Source organism: Fischerella sp. (genome assembly GCF_013388695.1).
In the GTDB taxonomy this organism is placed as follows: domain Bacteria; phylum Cyanobacteriota; class Cyanobacteriia; order Cyanobacteriales; family Nostocaceae; genus PCC9605.
Window position 1 is genome coordinate 1 of record NZ_JACAEU010000072.1, and the last position, 17,088, is coordinate 17,088.

A 17,088-nucleotide genomic window follows, 5' to 3' on the forward strand; every position below is an offset into this window, starting at 1 on the left:
CACCCTCCGGGTTCGCCAGTCCCCCATCTCGGCAGAAGCCAAGACGGGGGCTGGACTCACCAAGACACAAAGACACCAAGAAAAATCCATTTCCAAGACTCACACCTTGACAGGGGTAGCATAGGGGATAGGGGATTGGGCATTGGGCATTAGGAATTGGGAGGAGACAGGGAGAGGTGGGGAAAAATTGCTTCTTCTCCTTGTCCTCCTTATCACCTTCGGATTCCCGATCCCCGATCCCCTTTTACTCTAATGGCAAAGTGACGGTAGACAGCCAAAAATCTTCTATTCCTTTGACGATTTGAAATAGTTGGCTGAGATTGCGGGATTTAGTAATGTAACAATTCACGTGCAAGTCGTAGCTATGAAAAATGTCTTCGTCATTGTGTGAGGTTGTTAGCACTACTACGGGAATGCGTTTCAGCTTAGGGTCAGTTTTAATTTCCGCCAGAACTTCTCTACCGTCTTTTTTGGGCAGGTTTAAATCTAAGAGGATCAAGTCAGGACGCGGTGCGTCAGCGTACTCACCCTCTTGGCGCAAATAAGCCATAGCATCCATACCATCCCTAACGGTGATTACCTGGTGTGGTATTAAGCTATTTTTTAAGGCTTCTTGGATGAGACGGATATCGGCTTTATTATCTTCGACCAAGAAGATTGTTTTGTGCTTTTCGTCCGTTTCTACGCTCACGATCGCGTCCTCCCACTGGAATTGTAAAGTAGAATGTTGCACCCTCCCCTAGTTGTGATTCTACCCAGATGCGCCCCCGGTGACACTCGATAATCTTTTTACAGATGGCCAAACCCATACCGCTACCTGGGTATTCATCTCGCGTGTGCAGGCGTTGAAAGATAACGAAAATGCGATCGCTAAACCGTGGATCAATGCCAATACCGTTATCCCGGACTGAGAATAGCCACTCATCCTCTAAGCGAGAAGCACCTATATGAATTTCTGGGGTTTTGTCGCTGCGGAACTTGATCGCATTGCCAATCAAGTTCTGGAACAATTGCATCAACTGAGTGCCATCAGCCATCACAGTTGGTAACTCATCATGGGTAATGACAGCACCGGTTTCGCTAATGCGTTTCCGCAAATTGCCAAGGGCACGTTCTAAAGCTTTGTCTACCCCCGTCAATTCAAATTCAATCGCCTGCACATCCACCTTAGAGTATGCCAGCACGTCATCAATCAGCGTCTGCATCAAGCTGACTCCCTCGACGGCGTAGTTAATAAATTCCTTAGCATCTTCGTCGAGTTCTTCTGTGTAGCGCATCTCCAACAGTTGTACGTAGTTTGCTACCTGATTCAACGGTTCTTGCAAGTCATGGGAGGCGACGTAGGCAAACTTCTTCAATTCCGCGTTGGATAGTTCTAAATCGTGTGCTAACTGTGCTAGTTCATCGGCTTGGCGCAGCACAATATTAACAATTGCTTTCCGCAATTCTACAGCGGCTTTGATTTCCACAGAACGCCAGGGTAAAGACGTTAAGCTAACCGTTTGTTTCCACAACTCAAACGATTTACGCGGACACAGGCGCATGTTCCCATCAGACTGATTAAGTTCAAACGCCTGATTCGGATCGCCACCCCAATTGACAGTTTGAATCACTTCCGGTCGGAACCACAACACATAATTGCGTTTGGAAATCGGAATAGCTAGCAAACCACTGGCAACGTTTTTAAAGTGTTGTGCATCTGGATAAAGGCGTGGCAGAGAATCTGTGTAGAAGACTTCTTCATCAACGTTAGTCTTGAGCCATTGGACTAAAAAATTCAGGTCTTCTTCTTTGGGAGTATTGCCAATCAAGGTGTAATTGCCACCAAAACAAATTGCTGCACCTTGTGCACCGGTTAAATCGAGCAGATTTGGCTGATGTTTAACCAAACCATCAATAAAGTTTTCTTCCTGGGACATATATTCAACCAGTGCTGATTGGATATATGTCAGCCGCATGCGATAGTCATAATCTTCAGTTTCTTCTCGATCTGCAAGTTCCGAAAAGATGACTCGCCCCAAGAATTCGCAAGCTTTCCGCATCTCATAGGAAACATATTTGGGTGTTTGATGATGGCAAGCAATTAGTCCCCAAAGTTTTCCTTCTTTAATCAAAGAAATAGTCAAAGAAGCACCAACGCCCATATTGTGCAAATATTCCATATGGCACTGATAGGCGCTTCTGAGAATCGAATTAGTTAAATCTAGGCGGTGCTGGCTAACTGGATTAATCGCAGGCAAGATTTCTACAGGCTGGGCATGGCTATCTGGAATTATCCTGATCCAATTGGAGGCAAATAATTTTCTTGCGGGTCTAGGAATATCTGACTCTGGATAATGTAAACCCAGATAGGATTCCATGCTTTCTACTTTTTCTTCAGCAATGACTGAGCCATGCTCATCATCATCGAATTTATACAGCATCACTCTGTCAAATCCGGTGACTTTCCGCACTTCTTCCACAAGAATTTGACAGAAATCGCGAAGATTTGCTGTTTCTTCTAGTTTGTTAATAGAAGCTCTAGCTAAGTGATAAAAACTTAGAAAGGGTATGTTTTCCTGAGAAATCGCAGGCTCCAATTCCAAAATCAAAAATCCATCGCTATTGCGGTGGAATACCCCATCAAACACTACATATTCGTCACCTTTGACTCTCGCCCATATTTTGGTGGGATTGATAAAATCTAGACTTTCTTGTAGCAGTCCTGCTTCTATTCTCTCGATTTGGAATGGATCGAGTAAGTCTTCCAGTTTTTTTTGCAGCATGTCTTCGGGAGAAATTCCGAAAACATCGTATGTATTGCTGCTGACTTGCAAGATTTTTAATCCTGGCTCTTCTAGAACCAAAAGTACTCCATGCGGTTGAATTTGACTAATGATATGAATCGATGGTTCTTTTAAGCTCGTCAAATTCATACCTTGTAATTCTAAATCCATTACCATCGAGATCCTCCTATTCCTTGCGGATCGTCAAAAATTCAGTAGCGATCGGCTTAATTGCTCGATTGGGTTTCGCAAACTAACTAGATTAATTTTTGTAACCTTTCTTTTAATCGCAGTATAGTTAGAGCCAGACCGACAAAGTGACACTCTTCCTAAATGTATCAAGAAAGAAAAATTTTGTCTGAAATAATAAGACCTTTCACTTCCTTAGTCGCCTTTTGCAGTGTTTCCCAATCTACTAGCGTTCTCAGTCTAGCAAGCTGTTCAGAAGTATTGAGATAAAAAATATTAAAAGTAGTTTATTATTACATCTGTTAAATGTGTATTTTTGTCAAAATTTAGTAAATTTTATTTGCTTGATTTATTATTTGTTGCTGATAAATTGAAGCAACCACTGTAGAGGCATGTTTATACACATTGATATTTGTGCGATCGCAATTCTCTAGGATGTCACTCGCACTAAATCCAGGAATTAAACCACATCCGCAATTTATAATCCTCAGAGGAGAGAGGTAAAGCTAAATAAACAGGCAACCAGAAAATAAAAGCAGCCAAAATGACAAAGGTAATGGTGACACCAAAAGCATGGAGTGTTTTGTAATAACTGCGAAAACACTGATCTACAAACCAGGCGATCGCTAAAAATGCAAATACTACAGCCGTCATATAGTGATAAATAAAAAGACAGCGATTTACACCTACCCAAGGTAATAAATTAGCTGCATAATTTAACACTAAGTAAAGGGCAATCCAAGTATCAACAGAAAGCACTGCTGTATTAGAAAAACGCTTTTGCTTTGTCCAAAAAATTACTACTTGCCACCCTAGCATCACTAATAAAAATACAAGGGCAGCGACACCAAACCACCACAAAAAAGGATTACCCATTGCATGGACATCATAAATTACTTCGCCCGTACCCGTCGGCAAAGGTGGCCCTATCAGAGGTATGGGTTCTTGGAAACTTGCCGCTGCATGGTATAAATACGCCATTGGCCGGGTCATCAATGGCCATTTATACCATGCAGCACAGTAAGGATGTACTGTAGGACTATTACCACCTAGATGCTCGTGAAATGACAAAATTTGTTTGTGAACTTCGATAAAGTTATATCTTGTATCTATGAGCAGATGGGGAATCCAAATCAAACTATAAATTAATGCTGGGATAATTCCTAAGTAAAAGCAAAAGTGAAAAATCTTCAGTTGCGTTAGGTTTTCTAATGGCGATATTCCCCTTTCATATTCCCATATACGGGCGTTGTACCTACGAAAAACAGATGTAGTGGATGAGTACAATCCATCCGTTACATCTCTTGGTTTATTTGTGGCAAACCATTGCCATACCCAAGCGAAAATCCAGATCAGATAAGTACCCAACATAAACCACAAACCGTTCCATTTGGTGGCAACAGAAGCACCAAAAGCAATGCCAGCAATTACTAAATAAAGCCTGCGTTGTTTGCGGTTTGCCAATGCCAATAAGAAAAACCACTGCCCTAACAATCCAAAGACAACTATATAAATATTGATCAGGGCATAGCGAGATTCAACAATAAATATACCGTCACAAGCTGTGAACAAACCAGCAAGTAAAGCAAAGCTACGACGATAACTTAATTGATAGGCAATTCCAGTGACAATTAAGGGAATAAATGAGCCAAACAGAGCATTAATCCAACGATAACTCCAAGGCGATCGCAACGAACCTGTTAGCCCATTCACTGTATCTTGACCAAAGGGAATATGACTGCTAAGCCACATTCCCAAAGCGATAATAAGTTTACCTAGCGGTGGATGACCGTCAAAAAATGGAGTGTGAGTGAGATAGTTATTGCCAAATTTAGCGTAATAAACTTCATCAAATACGAGAGTATTAAATCTACCTAGCCCCCAAAACCGCAGGGCAAGTGATAGGAGAAATATACCCGCAATGCCTATCCAAAACCATTTTTTAGTCATTAGTCATTAGTCAATAGTCATTGGTCATTAGTCAATAGTCATTGGTCATTAGTCAATAGTCATTGGTCATTAGTCATTGGTAAATAACAAAGGACAAGTGACAAAAAACAAATGACTAATGACAAAAGACAAGTGACATAGACGCCCTCCGGGCGGCTGACCGTAGGGTAGGACAAATGACAAAGGACTATTGACTATTTTCTACTTTTGCTACTTCCAGCATGGTCTTCAACACAGAATCAGGATTGAGACTGATAGAGTCAATGCCTTGTTCTACTAAAAACTGGGCAAATTCTGGGTAATCGCTGGGTGCTTGTCCGCAAATACCAATCTTGCGGTTGTGTTTTTTCGCAGCGGCGATCGCCATTTTCACCATTCGTTTTACTCCCTGACTGCGCTCGTCAAATAAGCGCGCCACTAACGCTGAATCTCTGTCTAATCCGAGCGTTAGCTGAGTAAGGTCATTAGAACCTATCGAAAAACCGTCAAAAATCTCAGCAAACTCTTCAGCCATTATGACATTGTTGGGTAACTCACACATCACATAAACTTGCAAGCCCTCCCCTGGCTTTGCCTGGGAACGGCCCTGTTGAAGACCATTTTTTGCCATTTCTGCCAACACTAACCGTCCCTCATCGGGAGTGCGACAGAATGGAATCATTGGGATGATGTTTGTTAAACCCATCTCGTCTCTAACTCGCTTAATAGCTTGACACTCTAAGGCGAAACCTTCGCGATACCCTTCATCATAATAACGCGCTGCCCCCCGCCAACCCAGCATTGGGTTTTCTTCTTTGGGTTCAAACTGTCTTCCCCCCAGTAAATTCGCATATTCATTACTCTTAAAATCTGACATCCTGACAATTACTGGCTTAGGATAAAATGCCGCAGCAATTCTACCTATACCTTGAGCCAATTTATCAACAAAATACTGAGGTTTGTCCTCATATAGTGCGGTAATTTCCGCGATTTTTTCCTTAACAAATTCGTCCTCTATCTGGTCATATTGAATCAACGCCATCGGATGGGTTTGGATATGATTGGCAATGATAAACTCCGTCCGCGCCAAACCTACTCCGTCGTTAGGAATACTAGATAGACTAAAAGCTTCTTGGGGATTACCCACATTCATCAAAATTTGCGTGCGGGTACGGGGCAAATTTTCCAAAGCCACTTCTTCAACTTCAAAAGGCAATAATCCTGGATAAACCCGTCCCTCTTCTCCTTCCGCACAAGAAACCGTCACTTCTTGACCAGTTTTCAGAATTTCCGTAGCATTACCGCACCCCACAATCGCAGGTACGCCCAATTCTCGGGCAATAATAGCAGCGTGACAAGTGCGTCCACCAGAGTTTGTAATAATCGCACCCGCTTTTTTCATAATCGGTTCCCAGTCGGGATCGGTTCTATCTGTCACCAAAACTTCCCCTGGTTGGAATTGATCGATCTTGCCGACATCTAAAATTACTCGCACTCTACCTTGGCTAATTGCGGAACCAACTGCACGTCCGGTGACGAGGGACACGGGGACACGGGGACGCGAAGACGCGGAGACATTTTCCCTCTCCGCGTCTTTCCCCAAAAGGCGATAACTCCGCAGCACATTCTGTGTTTTCTGAGATTGCACTGTTTCTGGACGCGCTTGCACGACAAACAATTCATTGGTGATACCGTCTTTTGCCCACTCGATGTCCATTGGGGTGTAAACACCGTTAACTTGGGAATAATGGTCTTCAATTAAGCAAGCCCATCGCGCTAGTTGTAAAATTTCGTCATCCGCGATCGCAAATTTGTTTTTTTCTTCTGGATCAACTGGTACGTTTTTAGTAAATTTAGAGCCGTCATCATAGACCATTTTTAATTCTTTACTACCCAATTTTTTATCAATAATTGGACGAAATCCTGTTTTTAAGGTTGGTTTAAAAACATAATATTCATCTGGATTAACGGTTCCTTGGACAACGTTTTCTCCTAAGCCATAGGCGGCTGTAATTAATGCTGCATCTTTAAAACCTGTTTCCGTTTCGATAGTGAACATTACCCCAGAAGATGCTAAGTCAGAACGCACCATTTTCTGTACACCCACGGCGAGGGCAATGCTAAAGTGGTCAAATCCTTTGATGTGGCGATAAGAGATAGCGCGATCTGTAAATAGGGAAGCAAAGCATTTGTGACAAGCTGCTAAAACTCCCTCGGTTGTAGTAACGTTCAGGTAAGTTTCCTGTTGTCCGGCAAAGCTAGCATCTGGTAAGTCTTCAGCAGTGGCGCTGGAACGAACAGCCACATCTGTATCTGCATTGTATCGCTTGCACAGAGCTGCGTAGGCTTGAGCGATCGCATCTCGCAATTCTGGTGGAAATGGCGTGTGTATTAGTAGCGATCGCGCTTTTTTACCACGTTCGCGTAAATTTTTGAGATTATCAACATCTAAGTCAGACAATAGTTTCCGTAGTTTTTCTTCTAACCCAGCTGATTGGATGAAATAACGATAAGCATAAGCAGTGGTAGCAAACCCAATTGGCACGTTTATACCTTTGGGTACTAGCCGCTGAATCATTTCCCCTAAGGATGCGTTTTTACCACCAACCACAGGTATATCATCTATGCCTACTTCATCTAACCAGAGGACGAGCGATCGTTCTTCGGAGGTTCGACTATAAGTTTTTTTAATTACCGTAGCCATCCGTATTTACTCCAGATTAAATTATCTGCATGTCAAGCAAGGACGGGCAATAGAGCTAGTGCATCTGAAATTGCCAGTCTCTTTGTTGACTAACTCCTATATTTCGTAATTTACTTCATATTTTTTTTGGGATCACTATGTCGAAAGTTGGAGAGTAAGTTTTAAATGCTTTAATTAAGCAAAAAGCGACAAATTAGACTAAAAAACAGATAAAATCTAGAATTTACTCTAGTAATCGCAGGTATAATTTTGTCTTTATCTCATAAATGGTATTTTTCATACAATCTAAATCTGCATTTAACAATTCCGAAATAATCTCTGTTAGTGCTGGATCTATACGAATGGCCTTTTATGCTTTAGCTAAAGGGGTAGAGTATGTTTGAACGCTTCACACAAAAATCTATCAAAGTTGTTATGCTAGCCCAGGAAGAAGCACGCCGACTGGGACATAATTTTGTAGGTACAGAACAGCTGCTGTTGGGATTAATTGGCGAAGAAGATGGAATTGCTGCTCAAGTATTAAAATCAATGGGAATTAATCTCCAACAAGCTCGGATAGAAGTAGAACAAATCATTGGTAGGGGTTCCGATTCGGTATCTGTAGAAATCCCCTTTACTCCGCGTGGTAAGAAGGTTTTAGAATATGCTTTTGAAGAAACTCGTCAGTTTAGACACAAATACATAGATACAGAACATTTATTGTTAGGTTTGATTCGACTAAATGAAGGAGTAGCTATCAGAGTTTTGGAAAGTTTTGGCATTAATTTTGATAATTTACGCAACGAAGTTATCCGCAAAATTGGTGAAAATATCTATGAGGTTGAGGAAGGCGAATTTGAGGAATATGAATGGGATGAATAAGCTGAAAATCTAAAAAGGAACAGTTGCAGAATTATCAGTTACAAATACGTTAGTTACAGATTGTAACCAGCTATTGCCAAAGATAGCTAAAGTTTTTGATTTATGATAAACATTTAAGCTGTTGATAGTTGTTGGTTGAGAAATGTTTGGTATCACAAACAACAACTAACAACTAACAACAACTCATAAGTGTTAAACAATATGAATAATCAAGATAATAATCTTAAATTCCCTAAAGGACGTACAGCATTTATTATTATCCACGGCGTTGGTGAACAAACGCCTTTTGAAACAGTGGATTATTTTGCCCAGAACTTAATTAAATACTTTGAGGAACAGAATTTACCAGTTAGGCTAGAACACTTGATTGCAAAGCGAAGATTAGTAACTGGCTACCCTTGGACAGAAAGCTTTGTACGCTTGAGTTCCAATAACATAAAACAAGATGAGTTTATAGATATTCACGAATATTATTGGGCAGCGAATACAGAAAATAAGATTAGTGTACCAGAAATATTGCAGTGGGCTGAACAAACACTAGAAGGAACTATTCAATTTTATAACCGTAAAGAAAATCAATCTAAATTAGATGAGCTATTGAAAGAAAAGAATTGGAACAGCTTTTTTAAATACCGCTTGCGCTGGCTGACGATATTTTTGCGCTTATTTAACTTTATATATCCTGGCTTGCGATTGATTGTTTGCCTGCTGTTGTTGTTGCTAAGTCCATTTCTGCAAGGTCGATTTCTGCAACCAGCTTGGCAATTAAGTAGAAAACTTGTGACTCCATTACTGGTGAATTTTGTTGGTGATGTTGCTATTTACACTACAACTAATGTAAAATCTCCTTACTATAAAATTCGCCAACAAATACTGACGGAATCTTTAACATTGCTCAAAGCAATTCTGAGGGATAAACAAGCAAATTACGACCAAGTAATACTAGTTGGGCATTCTCTTGGTAGCTGTATTGCCTATGACACTTTAAACCTTTTGTGTATAGAGGCTAGTCTTTCTAAGGATAAAGGTAAAAGTCTGCTCGTTGATAAAATTACAGGGTTCATTACCTTCGCTTCTCCACTAGATAAAATTGCTTTTTTCTTCAGGGAAATGGCACAGCAACATCAGTACATTCGACAGCGAATATTAGAATATCTAAATTCCTTCCGTGTTAGACAGTTATATATTCGGAAAAATAAATACTTGAATAATAACCCAGTGGAATGTCAACTAGAACAAATCCGCTGGGTTAATTATTATCATCTGCAAGACCCAATCAGCGGTCATTTGGATTATTACGAAAAATTAGATAATGTTCTGATGGATTACCAAACATCATGGGGTGGAAATGCACATTTAGGTTATTGGACAGATCCAAATTTTTACAAAGACATTGCCAACCGCTTTCTATTAACCACAGATGATTTTTGAAAGTTGCTAGGGGCGGGTTTAACTAGATATTTCGTTTTGTAATTTCACTAAGATTATGGCTAAACTAGCCCATACAGTGTTTGATACTTGGTTGACATCAAGCAACAAACAATCAACAACTAACAACTGTGAAGTCTCATGTTAAGAAAAGGTTATTAAGTGACAGATATAATCCTTATCGCTCAGAATTTATTTGTTACTTGAGTCTGGGGGACTAAAGACTAATGGCTTCAGCCATTGGTAAACTACCCAATAACACTTGATTATTTGCGATCGCTAAAGCTATTGACGGAGGGACAATCATGGGTAAGTACGATAAGATTTTTAGCTCAGAAAAGATATCAGAAGAATCACTGAGTCAGGAAGAAGCGATCGCAGCGATCGCTGTTGTCACTGCAATTGCTAGTTCTTCCCTAGAAGATGTGGATATAGACCTCTTAGCGGATATCCTGTGGGGATTCGACATTTTTGAGCAATACTCAGATGATGAATTGCTAGAAATGGTCGATAAACTCATCGCTATTGCTGAAGATGAGGGAGTTGGAACACTGTTTAATACAGCTTACGAAACCATAGATGATGAGTTAGTTCCGGATGCTTTTGCTGCGGGAGTGAGTGTACTTGTAGACGAAGAAGAACTCCGTATTCCCAGAGGTAAAACGACTTTGCTCAAAAAGCTACAAGAGGCTTTGGAAATTGAGGATGAAGAAGCCAAGGAGATTATAGACGAAGTCATTGCCGCCTTTGAAGAAGCAGAAGAAGAATATGCAGACGACGAAGATGATACTTTACCAGAGCAAATATCTAGCCTAGAAGTATACGAATCACCTTCCGGTATTTTTACTGTTCCAGTCCCTGTCAACCTCCAGCAGGGCGGTAGAATAGACACTCAAGAAGGAGCAGTCAGTTTTTCTGATGATTTAGGCACTTTTTTCAGAATCGATTATAATTCTATCCCTCCTCAACAAATGGATGACCTTGAGTCTGTGGGACAGGAAGAATATTTGCGATCCATTCTTTTAAACAAATATGTGCCTAGTGCGATCGCAGCTAATCTACCAGATGCTTCTGTAGACTACACTGAATATCTGCCAAACACATTAGAAGGCGCTTACTTTGCATTAGTAAACATGCCTGAAGGCTCAACAATTCCCAAAGCCGGAAATAACGGTACTGCTGCTAAGTGTGATGCGTACCGAGGACTTTTAGCATTTATCTCTGGAGACTTTTTGTATATAGTTAGCAACCAGCGTAGCTTTTTTGATGGTGAAACTCCCGGTAGTGTCAAACAAGAAGCCGAGGGTCTTAAACAGAAGATTATCGGCTTTGTGGATACTATCGAGTTCACTTAGCTTTAAAGGCGATATCAACCAAAAAGCAAAAGAGGGAGCTTGCCTCCCTCCTCAAACAAGAGAATAATTTAGTAGCAGATAGCCAAAGCCAAAAACTACACGCGTGGTGGCAAGAAGGCCATGGGGTTGACTGCGCCTTTGCCAGATGGATGAATTTCAAAGTGGCTATGGGGGCCAGTGCTGAAGCCAGTGTTACCCATTTCAGCAATGATCTCACCTTGCTCTACTTGTTGACCTACCCGCACCAAAATCTTGCTGTTATGAGCATAGCGAGTCAGGCTGCCATCTGGATGGCGGATGTCTACAACGTTGCCGTAGCCACCTTTGTTCCAACCTGCTTTTTCAACCACGCCAGCAGATGAGGCATTAATAGGTGTACCAATGCCGTTGGCAATATCAATCCCTTTGTGCATGCGTCCCCAGCGCCTGCCATAGCCAGAAGTGAGGACACCTTTAGCTGGCCAAATATAACCTTTGGCTGTAGGTGTAATTTCCTCAATCGGTCTGGGCAGATATGTATCAACTGCTGCCAAAGGTGGTAATTCCGGAGAAACCTTGGTTCCTCGTCTTATACCAAGAGATTGAAAGGCATCTGTATTTGTAGAAGGTGTTGAAAACTTAGTGTTGCGATTGGGAAGGAATTCTGGATTAACTGGTTCGTTATTCGGTTTAGTAGCGCGGAAGCTAGGCTTAATTGGCTGAGCGCTGTCATCAAATCCCTTTGGCTGCGGAACGGGAATCGGCACAGCTGCTGCATTAGCTTTAGTAACTGAGATTGGAATTGCTCCATTACTCGGTTCAGAAACTGGAATTGGCACGCTTGCACTGTTATTGGTATCCTCTGCTACAACTGTGTTACCAGACTGCTGAGCGCGATATTTTGCCCGTAATTTCTCAATTTCCGCTTGTAAGCTACGCAGACGTGGATTGCTGCTATTTTTACTGCTTTTTACTTTGGCAGCATCCTGTTTTTTAGCTAACTGTATTTCTGTAATAGCTGTTGGGATGGGAGTATCACCACCCATCCCGTAGGTGCTGTCAGCATTGAGGTTTGGTTGGGGATTAGCAGTAGCTGCTGCTGAGTCAGTGGAAGTTGACTCTGCATTAACCTGAGTTTGGTTGTTTGCGGGCAATGCTCCAACCTCAGGAATGTTGTTATCGGTAATGATTGAATTGGTGCTAGTGTTGGCTACCTTGGTGACACCGCTCAATTCAAAAGCTGTAGAGTTAACTGGCATTGGTGCTTTAGTTGCACTGCTGCTGCTTTCTGCTACAGGAATAATCAGCGTCTGATTTATTTGTAGTTGATTGGGGTTGGTAAGATGATTGGCCTTGACTAGTTCAGAAACCGAAGTATTATTTGCCTTCGCGATCGCTGCTAACGTATCTCCTGGCTTAACCTCATAGTTAGCGGTCGTTGATGTTACAGCTGGTGTTGCTGGTGTCGGCATCACAACTGGCGTTGCTGGTGTCGGCGTTACTGCTGGTGTTGTTACTGGTATATTTACTATATTTCTTTGCTTTAACCTTGACACTAGGCTAGTTTTACTGGCATCGCTGCTAATTTCCGACTGCTGTGTATTCTGTGGCGTTGTTGCAACCACAGCTATCGGTTGAGTCTCGTGTGTAGTATTTGATAATTCTTCGGTTTCTTCAGACTTTAATTCCGCCAGACTTGCTCTGAGGCGGTTCGATTTTTGTTGTAAGTTGTAGAGCGCAAATTCTTGCTGCGCCTTCAGTTGAGCATTAATTTCACTGTTAATAACTGCATCTTCTTGCGGTTGAGCAGCAACAGATGTAGCCTGAGTGCTAGCAATCTCATTACTACTAGAGAGTTGTTGTACAGTCTCCAGCTGCTCTCTAGCTGTTTGCGTATTCGCATTTGCTGAAGAAATGTTGAGTTTGTTTGCTGCCTGCGGCTTGGTTGGTACTACAACTGGTGCATTAGCTGGCAAAGACATTCTATTTGCTACAGCCTGCCATTTTGCGCTCAGCCCTGGCACCTGTGAAACTGCCGTTGGCTCCAACAAAATAGCATTTTCAGATCGGTTCACCGATGACGCGGCTGTCTCGGGCTCCGAATTAATTTTTTTAGGAGCAAGTTTCATTTCCGCATCGCCAGCAGGAATTGTTGAGGCTGTGTTTTGGTTGCCTACAGGTTCCGCTGCAAGAGCTTGATCGCTTTGTCGAGTCACCAAAAGGCTGGTCGCTCCCATTGAGATTGCCAAGCCAATCATGGCAGCTTTTGTTGGTACCCGGCGGTGAATCCGTGGATTAACTGCGTTCTGCTGTTCCACGGGTACATCCTCACTTTGGGTGTTTTCTAGCACAGCCTTCTCTCTCTTTTTTAATGCTCGTTTCAAAGACGACCTCCTATGATCACTAGCGCTTAATTGACCTCAAAGTTTAGGTCGGATACTAGTCAATGATTTAGATCACATCAAACAATAGATCAAGATCACACTCACCAGAGATGCTTAGGCAAGATTAACCTGCTTCTGTGATTTAGACAAGTTCACAATTTTTAAATTTAGTAAAAAATTAATTTTTATGTTGACTCGTCTATCCACTTTTCATAACCTACGCTGTCTTAGTTTTTACATTTGTCCAAGATTGACAAACATTTCACATTTCACCAAGCTATCTGCTGGAACTTCTGGAAGAGTGATATCTCTTGTCTAAATATCTTCAAGAGTTATCGACTCAATCCGTCTTTCCAACACGAGACTTCACGTTAAGTTGATTATTCCCCAAAAAACAACCGTGTAAACTCCTGGACACTTTTGCGCTCCTAAAGATTATTTAACAGCTGAAAAAGTAGCTTAAATGGTTGTTATGACAGACTTTCACGTTTTTTGTTCCCCGTAGCGAAAAATTTTTGATTCACGAAAATCTATCGTTGGATTGGGCCATACCTTGGTTTGGTATATATAAATTTCTTATAAGATTTTACCCTATTTAGTAAGTATTATTGACTACTTTTTGTCAAAAATTTAAAAAACAAGTATATTTTTTAACTTTTCATGAAGATAAGCATAAGAAAGGATTGGGGATTGGGGATTGAAGTACTGATTTTTCCTATGCCCCTTGCCCAATGCCCCATGCCCATTGCCCCTTATCTAGTATTTTTTGAAAGGCTTATTGCAGATAACCCAACTGGCGGCGTGCCTCAAACAAGCCGACTGCCACACTCACTGAAAGATTCAAGCTGCGAACCTTGGGTTGATTCATCGGAATGTAAAGAGTAGCATCACAAGCTGCGAGAACCGCAGGTGGCAAACCAGTAGTTTCACTGCCAAACAACAGCCAATCATCAGCTTGAAATTGAAAGCTAGCATAGTTATGACTGCCAGCAACACTAAAACCCAACCACCTGCCTCCACGCTGCTGATGTAAGGCTTTAAATGCTTCTAAAGATTCGTGGTAGTGCATTTTTACATAAGGCCAGTAATCTAAGCCAGCTCTTTTGAGATAGCGATCGCTAATTTCAAACCCCAAAGGTGCAATCAAATGTAATTCTGTATCCGTTGCAGCACAAGTACGAGCAATATTACCTGTATTGGGGGGTATGAGTGGGTTTACTAAAACTACCTGGGGCATTTTTGAGCGGCTGACGTACTATCTTCAGAAACAATATATAAGTTTTCTTAAATCTATCTACTGATAGAGGGTTTTGATAGCTTTTGTTAATATACATCACGCTATCAAGATTGATTAGAAATTTAAAACAATGGATAAATTCTCTCAGAAGTTTATCTGAGAGACTGAATGAGTGATTTCCGAAAATATTAATTTTTATTTCTGAAGGTAGTTTATTTCTGAAGGTAGAGGACGGCTTTCCCCGCACAATCTAACAGTTTTCCAGAGATTGGGGGTGAGGTGTTAAGCCACTAGGGGGGAACATAACTTATCTTCTAGTTCGATTTCACGCTCTCGTGTGGCACGAATCGCCTGGATAATAGTGCTGTGAGTACTGAAACCAACGGCGTGTAGTTGTAACCATTGTTGGGCTTCGTTGCCTTCACGCAGAATTTTTTGCAAAGGCGAAAGGAAACAGCCAAACCCCTGTTGCTTGGCCAGCGCCCAAACTTCTTGATAGAGTTCCGCGATCCAATCTCTGGCGGTAATGGTTCTGCCATCTTGCCAATGCAAAAGTTGGGCATCAAGACTAGAGGTAGCCGCTGCAATTTCATTGGCAGCAGTCAAGGAGATCAATTCTTCAGCAGAGAAACTACTTTGGGTTAAGGGATCGAGGTCGGGATTTTCTATTAGTTGCAAAATACGTGCCTCTAGCAAAGCAGCAATCGCTAGCAAGGCAATGGGATCTGTGACTAAATCGCAAATTCGCAATTCCAAGCGATTTAAATCGTAGGGACGGCGATCGCCATTTGGTCGTACCGATGCCCACAAATGACGAACATTTTGCATGGTTCCTGCTGCCAGTTGTTCTTCCACCCATTGGATATGGTGGGCGTGACTTGTAAATAATGGCACATGGGCTGGTGTATGCGGGAATACACGCCAACGGGTGGAATGATAGCCGGTGGCTTTGCCATCCAGGAAGGGAGAAGAGGCGCTGAGAGCAAGAAACAATGGTGCTTCCATTCGTATCAATCGACATGCCCGCATTAACAATTCAGGGTCGCTGATGCCAATATTGATATGAACGCTAGCAGTGACTACTTTAGTGCCGTAGGTTTGTTCTATATAGTCATGATAAGGGTTTGTAGGATCGGAGCGAAAAAAGCGATCGCTACCACCCAAAGACAGGGTACTACCTGGAATCAGGGTATAATTGCCCAATTGCTGAAGATATTCTCGCAGTTTTAGCCGGGGACGCAATATGGCACACAATAACTGGTCGTAATTATGGCTTGGCGAAGTAATATATTCTACATTTCTGCTGTCTGGTTCCCGCACGTATCCATCAATAGATGCGGTAATCTTGTCGGAGAGACCGACGATTTCACCACTAGGTGTACCAGTGTACATCTCTATCTCAAAGCCTTTCAGTAGCACCTTAATTTTTTCTCCTCGGCTCTCCTTATTTTTCAATTGTATCGAAGGAGACGATTTTCTGCATTGACCAATAGATGGAGCCAAGAGTCCAGAGTCAAGAGTCAAGGGTCAAGAGTCTGAAATCTGGGTTCTAATGGTCAAAGGTGAAAATGTTGATAAATTGACGATAAATGCCAGTGTCGGTTAAAGCTAATTTTCCCAGGCGATCGCTTTATAAAGCAATACGGTTCAGTCTGTAGAGACGCGAAATTTCGCGTCTCTACTTATAAGGATTTATTTTTGCCTGCGCCTTTGAGGTCGTTTTGTTGTCTTTTGAGGTGCAGTATATTTAGCTATAAATTTCTCAGGCGTGTCCAGAGGTGATTGGCTAATGGAAAGACGCAGGAACTCTTGCCAGACTTCATCGCTGAGTAAATTTAAAGCAGCCTGAAAATTGTTAGTGGCGATCGCGCCTATCACTTGACGCCATCCCTGTCGCAATGACTCTATAAAAGCTTCTTCATCTGAAACCTGACTCAGCAACGAAAGTGCGGTTTTAAAACTTACTGAATCGTCTGGTACATTTTTCGATTTCAGCCCCTGAAGTACCACATTCAACCACACTGGTAGAATTCCTAGCCATTCTTCCTTCTGTAGAGTTACCTCGCACTCAAAGGTGATAGTTTCGTTTGACAATTCACACAATGCTTGCAAAGATATTTTGCCTTCTGATTGCAGTGCAGGGTAAGAGCATCTCAATCAGGCTTGACACAAGGAATCAGAAGAATCTAAAGTGTTGCTAATGAAAAAACAATTGAGAACCTGAACCATATAATTGTTATCCATAGCAGTGCGTTTC

General features: G+C 41.8%; 10 protein-coding genes and 1 pseudogene. 3 read left to right on the forward strand and 8 right to left on the reverse strand.

Annotated features, from left to right (window positions below; translation table 11 throughout):
* Positions 1 to 244: 244 nt before the first annotated feature.
* The 4 genes from HXY43_RS09710 to ppsA form a co-directional block, all read right to left on the reverse strand.
* Positions 245 to 691, reverse strand: a complete 447-nt coding sequence (locus tag HXY43_RS09710; RefSeq protein ID WP_290882755.1) for a response regulator — start codon at positions 689 to 691, stop codon at positions 245 to 247.
* A complete protein-coding gene (locus HXY43_RS09715) occupies positions 639 to 2,942 on the reverse strand; it encodes an ATP-binding protein (RefSeq protein ID WP_290882757.1) in 2,304 nt (767 codons plus the stop codon). Before HXY43_RS09715 ends, HXY43_RS09710 begins: the two co-directional genes overlap by 53 nt.
* Positions 2,943 to 3,401: 459 nt before the next feature.
* Positions 3,402 to 4,904 (reverse strand): phospholipid carrier-dependent glycosyltransferase, encoded by a 1,503-nt coding sequence (locus tag HXY43_RS09720; protein WP_290882760.1) that lies wholly within the window; start codon positions 4,902 to 4,904, stop codon positions 3,402 to 3,404.
* Positions 4,905 to 5,091: 187 nt separating this feature from the next.
* On the reverse strand, positions 5,092 to 7,587 hold the full coding sequence (gene ppsA, locus HXY43_RS09725; RefSeq protein WP_290882763.1) for a phosphoenolpyruvate synthase: 2,496 nt from the start codon (positions 7,585 to 7,587) through the stop codon (positions 5,092 to 5,094).
* Between the two features lie 375 nt (positions 7,588 to 7,962).
* Here ppsA and HXY43_RS09730 point away from each other — a divergent pair.
* From HXY43_RS09730 to HXY43_RS09740, 3 genes and pseudogenes are all read left to right on the forward strand, one after another.
* Positions 7,963 to 8,394: pseudogene (locus tag HXY43_RS09730) on the forward strand (Clp protease N-terminal domain-containing protein); the annotation flags it as partial.
* A 255-nt stretch (positions 8,395 to 8,649) separates the two neighbouring features.
* The gene (locus HXY43_RS09735) at positions 8,650 to 9,879 is read left to right on the forward strand and encodes a hypothetical protein (protein WP_290882765.1); all 1,230 of its coding nucleotides are present in this window, start codon (positions 8,650 to 8,652) and stop codon (positions 9,877 to 9,879) included.
* 302 nt (positions 9,880 to 10,181) lie between these two features.
* On the forward strand, positions 10,182 to 11,231 hold the full coding sequence (locus HXY43_RS09740; protein ID WP_290882767.1) for a hypothetical protein: 1,050 nt from the start codon (positions 10,182 to 10,184) through the stop codon (positions 11,229 to 11,231).
* A gap of 95 nt (positions 11,232 to 11,326) precedes the next feature.
* Here HXY43_RS09740 and HXY43_RS09745 read toward each other — a convergent pair whose 3' ends face one another.
* The 4 genes from HXY43_RS09745 to HXY43_RS09760 all read right to left on the reverse strand — a co-directional run bounded on the left by HXY43_RS09745 (position 11,327) and on the right by HXY43_RS09760 (position 16,988).
* Positions 11,327 to 13,561: a peptidoglycan DD-metalloendopeptidase family protein gene (locus HXY43_RS09745; protein ID WP_290882769.1), complete on the reverse strand. Its 2,235-nt coding sequence runs from the start codon at positions 13,559 to 13,561 to the stop codon at positions 11,327 to 11,329.
* Between the two features lie 808 nt (positions 13,562 to 14,369).
* Complete coding sequence (locus HXY43_RS09750; RefSeq protein ID WP_290882771.1) at positions 14,370 to 14,831, reverse strand: tRNA (cytidine(34)-2'-O)-methyltransferase; 462 nt, start codon at positions 14,829 to 14,831, stop codon at positions 14,370 to 14,372.
* Between the two features lie 282 nt (positions 14,832 to 15,113).
* Positions 15,114 to 16,250, reverse strand: coding sequence for a glutamate--cysteine ligase (gene gshA / locus HXY43_RS09755; RefSeq protein WP_290882773.1), 1,137 nt, complete (start codon positions 16,248 to 16,250; stop codon positions 15,114 to 15,116).
* 273 nt (positions 16,251 to 16,523) lie between these two features.
* Positions 16,524 to 16,988, reverse strand: a complete 465-nt coding sequence (locus HXY43_RS09760) for a hypothetical protein (protein ID WP_290882772.1) — start codon at positions 16,986 to 16,988, stop codon at positions 16,524 to 16,526.
* Between the last annotated feature and the right edge of the window lie 100 nt (positions 16,989 to 17,088).

Bases quoted from the DNA above. Each gene is read 5' to 3' on its own strand.
- HXY43_RS09735 (WP_290882765.1), top strand. From the start codon at position 8,650: ATGAATAATCAAGATAATAATCTTAAATTCCCTAAAGGACGTACAGCA.
- HXY43_RS09750 (WP_290882771.1), bottom strand. From the start codon at position 14,831: ATGCCCCAGGTAGTTTTAGTAAACCCACTCATACCCCCCAATACAGGT.
- HXY43_RS09715 (WP_290882757.1), bottom strand. From the start codon at position 2,942: ATGGTAATGGATTTAGAATTACAAGGTATGAATTTGACGAGCTTAAAA.
- ppsA (WP_290882763.1), bottom strand. From the start codon at position 7,587: ATGGCTACGGTAATTAAAAAAACTTATAGTCGAACCTCCGAAGAACGA.
- HXY43_RS09720 (WP_290882760.1), bottom strand. From the start codon at position 4,904: ATGACTAAAAAATGGTTTTGGATAGGCATTGCGGGTATATTTCTCCTA.
- HXY43_RS09740 (WP_290882767.1), top strand. From the start codon at position 10,182: ATGGGTAAGTACGATAAGATTTTTAGCTCAGAAAAGATATCAGAAGAA.